This is a genomic window from Ornithinimicrobium jinqii, assembly GCF_045032595.1.
In the GTDB taxonomy this organism is placed as follows: Bacteria; Actinomycetota; Actinomycetes; order Actinomycetales; family Dermatophilaceae; genus Ornithinicoccus.
Genome location: NZ_JBJFZS010000050.1, coordinates 1 through 6815, shown reverse-complemented (window position 1 = coordinate 6815; position 6815 = coordinate 1). Strand labels below are relative to the sequence as shown.

Annotated in this window: 8 protein-coding genes; 3 read left to right on the top strand and 5 right to left on the bottom strand. The window is 68.8% G+C overall.

Annotated features, from left to right (window positions below; all coding sequences use genetic code 11):
* Window positions 1–92 precede the first annotated feature (92 nt).
* From ACI3ET_RS16120 to ACI3ET_RS16110, 3 genes are all read right to left on the bottom strand, one after another.
* On the bottom strand, window positions 93–326 hold the full coding sequence (locus ACI3ET_RS16120) for a hypothetical protein (protein ID WP_405034091.1): 234 nt from the start codon (window positions 324–326) through the stop codon (window positions 93–95).
* Between the two features lie 112 nt (window positions 327–438).
* Window positions 439–759 (bottom strand): type II toxin-antitoxin system PemK/MazF family toxin, encoded by a 321-nt coding sequence (locus ACI3ET_RS16115; RefSeq protein WP_405034090.1) that lies wholly within the window; start codon window positions 757–759, stop codon window positions 439–441.
* Between the two features lie 2 nt (window positions 760–761).
* Window positions 762–995: a ribbon-helix-helix domain-containing protein gene (locus ACI3ET_RS16110; RefSeq protein ID WP_131105788.1), complete on the bottom strand. Its 234-nt coding sequence runs from the start codon at window positions 993–995 to the stop codon at window positions 762–764.
* Window positions 996–1293: 298 nt separating this feature from the next.
* On the opposite strand from ACI3ET_RS16110, the gene ACI3ET_RS16105 reads away from it, so the two are divergent.
* Window positions 1294–1761, top strand: coding sequence for a pyridoxamine 5'-phosphate oxidase family protein (locus ACI3ET_RS16105; RefSeq protein ID WP_405034089.1), 468 nt, complete (start codon window positions 1294–1296; stop codon window positions 1759–1761).
* 681 nt (window positions 1762–2442) lie between these two features.
* Here the strand turns inward: ACI3ET_RS16105 and ACI3ET_RS16100 are convergent.
* Window positions 2443–2898 carry a CPBP family glutamic-type intramembrane protease gene (locus tag ACI3ET_RS16100; protein ID WP_405034088.1) on the bottom strand — a complete coding sequence of 152 codons (456 nt, stop codon included), beginning with the start codon at window positions 2896–2898 and terminating at the stop codon, window positions 2443–2445.
* A gap of 384 nt (window positions 2899–3282) precedes the next feature.
* Between ACI3ET_RS16100 and ACI3ET_RS16095 the strand changes: the two genes are divergently transcribed.
* Together ACI3ET_RS16095 and ACI3ET_RS16090 are read left to right on the top strand one after the other, a co-directional pair.
* Window positions 3283–4050, top strand: coding sequence for an LLM class flavin-dependent oxidoreductase (locus ACI3ET_RS16095; RefSeq protein WP_405034087.1), 768 nt, complete (start codon window positions 3283–3285; stop codon window positions 4048–4050).
* A 229-nt stretch (window positions 4051–4279) separates the two neighbouring features.
* Complete coding sequence (locus ACI3ET_RS16090) at window positions 4280–5146, top strand: DUF6544 family protein (RefSeq protein WP_405034086.1); 867 nt, start codon at window positions 4280–4282, stop codon at window positions 5144–5146.
* Between the two features lie 499 nt (window positions 5147–5645).
* Here the strand turns inward: ACI3ET_RS16090 and ACI3ET_RS16085 are convergent, their stop codons facing one another.
* The gene (locus ACI3ET_RS16085; protein WP_405034085.1) at window positions 5646–6476 is read right to left on the bottom strand and encodes a trypsin-like serine protease; all 831 of its coding nucleotides are present in this window, start codon (window positions 6474–6476) and stop codon (window positions 5646–5648) included.
* Between the last annotated feature and the right edge of the window lie 339 nt (window positions 6477–6815).

The following is a 6815-nucleotide window of genomic DNA, read 5'->3' as shown; positions in this document are numbered from 1 at the left end:
GAATGGTCGACTTGAGCACCTGCGCGGCCTGGCCCTCGGGTTCCGCAACCTCACCCACTACATCGCCCGAGCACTCCTGGAAGCCGGCGGATTCAGGCCCCAACTACACCCTGCATTGTGAAGAGCCCCTTGACGTGCTGCCTGGGCCGGGCCTGGACCCGGGCGGACAGCACGCCGCAGGAGGGGCAGGCGCCCTCCGCTTCGATCGTCTCGATGAGCACCTGCCGCGGTCGCTCACCGACGGCAGGGCTCGCCGAGACGACCCGGTAGCCGGGCAGGTTGAACAGGATCGACGCCGGATCGACGTCGAACGTAGGCTGGTGCACGCTCGCGGTCCTCGCTCTTGGATGCTTCGACAACACCCATGTTGGCGCAGGGCCGCGAGCCCTACTTCAGGGCCCCACCACGCTCAAAGTTGAAGAGCCCCTTAAGGGGCGATCACGGCTCTTCAAGCAGCGGCACCTCGAGGTCGTACGCCAGCACGATGGCTCTTGCGAGGTGGTGTTCCTGCTCGGGCGTGAGGAAACCCAGCGTCCGTCCCAGGAGGTCGGCGGGGATGGTCAGGACGTTGTCGATCGAGACAGCGCTGTTGTGGTCCAGCCCGTTTGCACGTCCTACCGGCACTTCGCTGGACAGCCCCTTGACGGTCGGCGTGATGGGAGCCACGGTCACCTTGGTCATCACGGCGCGGGCAGTGTCGCGGGTGAGCACAAGCACGGGGCGGGTCTTGTCCAGCCGCGCCAGGCAGATCTCGCGCAAGGTCAGTCGTCCAGTGTCGCGTGGGCTACGGACCAGGTGACGAGCTCGTCGAGGTCATCGGCCGTGCCCTTCTTCTTCAGGGTCTGGGCGTCCTGCTGCGCGGCTTGCAGGCGCATCTCGCGCTCCAGGGCCGCGGCCACCAGTGCGGCTCGGCTGGGTGCCTTGCCACTGGCCACGCTCCGGTCCAAGAAGCGAACCATCTCATCCGGGAGCCGTACCGCGATCTGTGTCGTCATGCCATCAACATACCATCGGGCATCCCAGACTGGGATGCACTACTCTGCCGCGCTCCGTGAGGCGTAGCCACATGCAGTGTGTGCCGCGTGAGCGACTCGATCGCCCTCAAGTCTCTCCCTCCACGCCCTGAATCACACGCGACCCTGCCTTCTTCTGATCTTCCCCACCACTCCGTTCACGATCGTGACGGCAGCCATGCTGCGGGCCCTCGTCGTGCTTCTGGAGAAGCGGTACCACGTCGACAGAGAGCCCGCCTCGACCTGACCATGTGCGCGACCGAGGAGTAACGTCGGTCTGGTGGCCGACTGGGCGGAGATGGAAGAGCAGGCCCCCGACATCGCCGCCGCCGGCCGCCAGCTGTTCTTCTATCCTGGTTTCGGGTTCGGCTACTTCGCGACTGTCCGGCGCGACGGCGGGCCGCGCGTCCATCCGGTCAATCCGCTCATCTTCGGCCCAACCCTGGGTCTGTTCGTCGTTCCGTCGCCGAAGCTCGCCGACCTGCGGCGTGATGGTCGGTACGCGCTGCACTCGGTCGGGGCCGAGACCGTGAACGACGAGTTCTACGTCACCGGCACCGCACGTGAGGTACCCGACGGCGATCGCCGCGGAGCCGCTGTGTCCGCGTACCACGGCCCGGTGGCCGTCGACCACCTGCTCTTCGAGCTCGACATCGAGCGTGTGCTGTGGGCGCGATATGCGGACCCACCGGCGTGGCCGCCACACTATCGACACTGGACCGCCCGGTCGTCCGCCGGCGCCGAGTGAGCGGTCTCCGGGCGCGAGGCAACCGGACCGACACCTGAAGCGTGCGACCAGGAACCGCGCCCCCGTCCCTGGGCACACCCACCGGCAACATCGGCATCACGCGCAGCGGCCTTGCAGGGCCGATTGGCGGGAGGGCGGGAGGGCGCCAGGTAGGGGCGCAGACCCTAGGGCCACGATCCCGGACCAGCACGCGCAGCGGGCGGCGGGCACGGTGCACCGGGGACGTGGACCCGGTCGCACCGAACCGGTTGCGGTGGGCCGGCTCCACCTACGTCCCGACCCGGCTGGGTGGGTCTGCGTCGCGTTCGTGATCGACACGTTCGCTCCGGGTGATCGGCTGACGCGCCACGTCGATGACCACCCCGATGGTGCTGGGCGCGCTAGAGCATGAGCTCGCTCCAGACCGAGATGATCAACCGCCACGGTCCCTGGCGGAACGTCGACCACGTCGTGGTCGCCACCTTCGAGTCCGTCGACTTCCTCAGCACCGAGCGCCCCCAGGATCACCTCGCCGGCCTCACCCCGGCTCTGGTCGAGCAGCTGCACTCCGCTCACGACCCCCCCTCATCCGGGCCGGGTGAGACACACAACCGAGCCTCCGGACGTCCCGTGGGTCTCAGATCGACCTGCGGGTGCGGCGCCGGGCCAGATGGTGGCACCGGGGCGAGGTGGGTCTGATCGTCAAGACCTGCGTGTCAGCCAGTTCGCCCGTACGGGAGCTACCCCGCTGGAGTCGGTCAGCGCATGCGCTGGCGCGACCATGACCAGCGACCGGGTGCTGATGGCGATCCACCCATAACCCACACCGACCAACGCAGCACCCGCGAGCAGGAGGGCGCGACGACGGGGGCTCGAGGAACCTGTTGTGAGCGGAACCAGGTGCCACGCGGTGAACCCGACGGAGGGCCAGAGCCATCCCCGCCACGGGTCATCAGGGAAGACGGCGACGGGCACGCCTCGCCAGAACACCTCTTCGGCGAGGGCGTTCGTGGTTCCGACGCCGGCCGCCACGGCAGCTGCGAGGGGCCCGCTGGCTCGGACGTTGGGAACCCACTGGGTCACGAAGCCACCCAGGGGTGGCGCCACCAGCACGACGGCACCGAGCCAGCGAGGCGCAGGCAACCCCCGCTCAGGCATTCGCCAGAGCCCGAGCAGACGTCGGGGACCCACGACAGCCCCTGCCATGACCCAGCAACTGGCCCAGTACACGGCGAAGCCAGCTTGGTACCCGCGCTCGGGCCCGTAGCGTCGGGTGGTCGCACGGAACACTGCCTTCATCGCCAAGGGCATCAGGACAGGGAGCGTGGTGGCAACGCCTCGGCGCCACGTCGAGACCGACGAAGGTGGTGAAGCGGTCACGCCCTCGATTGTGCCGTGGCACCGCAACACCTCCACCCCGACCACACCACACTCGCCCTGACGACCGCGTTGACGGTGCAGCACGCACCCTCCGCACGACACGACCAGCGCGGCGCCGGTGGCTACAGTGGCCGGGTGCGAGTGGGTCTCAGCATCCCCGTCATGGACGAGCCCTGCGGCCTGGTGGAGCTCGGCGTCGCTGCCGAGGCCAACGGGTGGGACGGCGTGTTCTTGTGGCACCACGTCGTCGGGACCCCCGACTTCGCGGTGCCGATGTCCGACGCCTGGGTCCTGCTGGGGGCCCTCGCGGTGCGGACCGAGCGTGTCCTTCTGGGCACGACGGTCACGGCTCTGCCTCGGCACCAGCCCCAGGAGGTCGCCCGCCAGACGGTCACCCTGGACCGGTTGTCCGGCGGTCGGATGGTCCTGGGCGTCGGCCTCGGCGAGCCGCCGTCCGAGTACACCGCGCTCGGCCGCAGCGCCGACCGCAGCAGGCTCGCCGCCATGCTTGACGAGGGGCTGGACGTCGTGTCGGGGCTGTGGTCGGCACAGCCGTTCTCCCACCATGGCGCGCACTACACGCTCGACGGTGTCCAGTTCCTGCCGCCCCCGCTCCAGCAGCCGCGCATCCCGGTCTGGGTGTCGGCGATGACCCGCAACGAGCAAACGTTGGGCAGGGCCGCGCGATGGGACGGTGTCCTGCTCGGTGCCATGACACGTGAGGGCCGGATCGACGTACTCCCCGCCGAGGCGGTGGCCGAGGTCGCAGCCCGTCCTGACGCGCCCGGCGACATCGTCGTGGTCGTCCCCGCCGGGACCGATCCGGGGATGTACGAGGGCACCGGTGCCACCTGGGTGCTCATCACCGGCTGGCTTGACGAGCTGCGGGGACTGGCCACTGGGCCGGCGCCCGGATCACCGGCTGGGTAGCTCCCATGCTCCCCGGTGCAGCCCCGGAGTGCCGTGCTCCTTCCCGCCATGTCGCCTCAGGCAGCGCCGGCCAGGCACGGGGCAGCCGCCCCGTGGGCGAGGGGGCTGGCCCCCAGTCTCCGCCGACGGGGAACCCTTCCGGGACAGCGGATCGGCCCCTGTACGAACGCAGGCTGCCTGCGTAGCGTGGGGGCACGAGTTCCGGGATGCACCCTCACATGGTGCGTCGATGAGAGTGGCGGTCACCATGGACAGGCGCGGGAAGACCATCATCGGCGGGCTCACCGTCGCCTTCGTCGTGCTGACCTCAGTCATACGGGTCGGCAGGTCCACGCTCGAGCGACGAATCAACTGCGAGATCCGCGACGTGCTGGGCTCGGGCCACGGCGGCACCGGCGATCCGGTGTCCGAGGACCATCTGGTGGAGCTTCCGCAGCCGGTTCAACGCTGGCTGCGGTGGTCCGGGGCGGTCGGCAAACCGATCTCCTCCACCGTCCGGCTGAGGCAGGAGGGCGAGCTGCGCGTCGGGGACCTGGGCTGGCTCCCGTTCACCGCCGAGGAGTACTACTCGACGTCGCCGCCGGCCTTCGTGTGGAAGGCGACGATCCGTATGGCGCCGGGCATCACGGTCATCGGCAAGGACAGCTACCTCAACGGTCGCGGCGCGCTGGAGATGCGGGTGCTTGGCCTGGTCCCGGTCGCCCAGGACACCGGGCCCGGGATGGATCAGGGCGACCTGCTGCGGTACCTGAACGAGATCATGTGGTTCCCCTCCGGCGCCCTGATCCCCCAGATCACCTGGGAACCCGTCGACGACGAGTCCGCCCGCGCCACCATGACCTACGGCGGCGTCACCGGCACGGCCACGTTCTTCTTCGACATCGACGGACGACCCACCAACATGACCGCCGACCGACACGACCGTGAGCGCGGGACGGTGGTGCCGTGGTCCACGCCGATCCACGACTACGGGCAGTTCGACGGTGTGAAGGTGCCGACCGCAGGCGAGGCCCTTTACGCACACGAGAACGGTGACATCCCCTACATCCGGGCAAGAGTCACCAACGTCGACCACAACGCCTCGCACCAGTACTGACCCGCAGCAGCTCCTGACCCGAGGTGACGGGGACGAGCACGGAGAGAATGGTGGCACCTCCGCACCCTGCAGACTGCCCAGCGTCAGCGCCACCGCCCATGAAACCCGCCGGCGGCGCCGAGCGCTGTCTCCAACGTGCACCGGGACGCCGCCGGCGCAGCGTCGGCGCTTCGGATCAGGCACCTCCTGGACCCAGCGTCCCGGCCCTAGACGCACCTCAGGCGACCGGACCGGCTCGACACCCGTGGCGCCGCGATGAAGAACTAGGCTGGCGGGATACACACCCATCGCGGAGGGTGCCCGCTTCTGCCGCGGGTCGTGTGGGGACCCGGTGTTGCCCGCTGCGGTTCCGCTGAACGGTGGTTCCGGCGTTGGTTCTCCGCGGCGGCTATCGCGGGCGGCCATCGCGGGCGGCGAAATTGACCGCGAAAGCGCTCAGCGCGGGGGCTGGGCGCGACCTGGACGCCGAGGCCGCCCGGCACCCCTTGGGGCGGCTCCGTCAGGGGAGCGCGATGAACTGCCCCAGGAACTCCCGGGCCGTGGGTGTGTCGACGCGGTAGTTGTAGTTGTGGGCGTTGCAGTGCCTGTTGCCGCCGCTTGTCACCGACATGACGGTGAGCGTCCCGACGTCCAGCTGCGGTGAACCCGAGTCGCCGAAGCAGACACCCGATCCGGTGCCGATGCCGTTCGGGTTCTGGTTGTAAAGCACGTTGGCCGGACGCAGGCCGGTGATGATCGACGTCCCTGCCTGGCGAATGCCGTCGTATTCGAAGGTGGTCGGTCCTGCCCCTTCCCAGACCGGCGTGACGCCGTACCCGACGACCTCGACCGTCCTGAACTTCAGCTCGCCGTCCCTCTTCAGGTCATCGAGGTGACCCTCGGGTGGGAGCTGGACCGGTGGCGGCGAGTCGAACGCGGCGTCGACCGAGCCGGACGGCAGCAGCAGCACTCCCAGGTCCTTGAGGTCGCCACGGTCGTGCCCGAAGCCGGGCATGACGTGGTACTCCTGGGCCTGGATCGGAGAGGCTACGCCGTCCCTGAGGTCGGGGTCGAAGGACACGTTGAGCGCCTCCGGCGGGATGTCGAACTCCGGCGGCGGCAGGCAGTGTCCAGCGGTGAGGAAGACGTCGTGGTCGCCGTGGGTGCCGGCGTAGGACCCGGAGCAACCAAGTTCGTCGCCGCTGATGGTCCCGCTGCCGTCGAAGTCGTAGAACATCCCTCCGACGCTGGGGTGGTCGTCCCCGTCCGGCGTCCCTCCCCAGACTGCGACGGCTGAGGTGGGTGCCGCCAGTACCAGTGCACCTGCTGCGACGACTGCTCGAACCTTCATGGCGTCTCCCTTCGCCGTGGACGTCGCTGTCTCAGATCCGGAGAGCCTACTCCCGGCTTTCCGCTACGTAAAGTGATCAGGCATCCCGGAGGGCCGTGCTTGTCACTACCTCGCCCTGTCAAACTGCACTTGTCAACCGTATGGGAGTCGGCAGGTGAACGATGGCTATTCGAACATCCGCCTCTGCCGCTGTGAGCTCGTGCAGAGTTTGGTGTCGGCGGCGCTTGAAAACTAGACAGTAGCGGCGCTCGAAAAGTGGACACTCTGCCGACGATTGGAGTGTGATCACTATGGAGGACTGGGCGTTGATCAGGAGGCTGGCCGCTGAGGGCGTGCCGA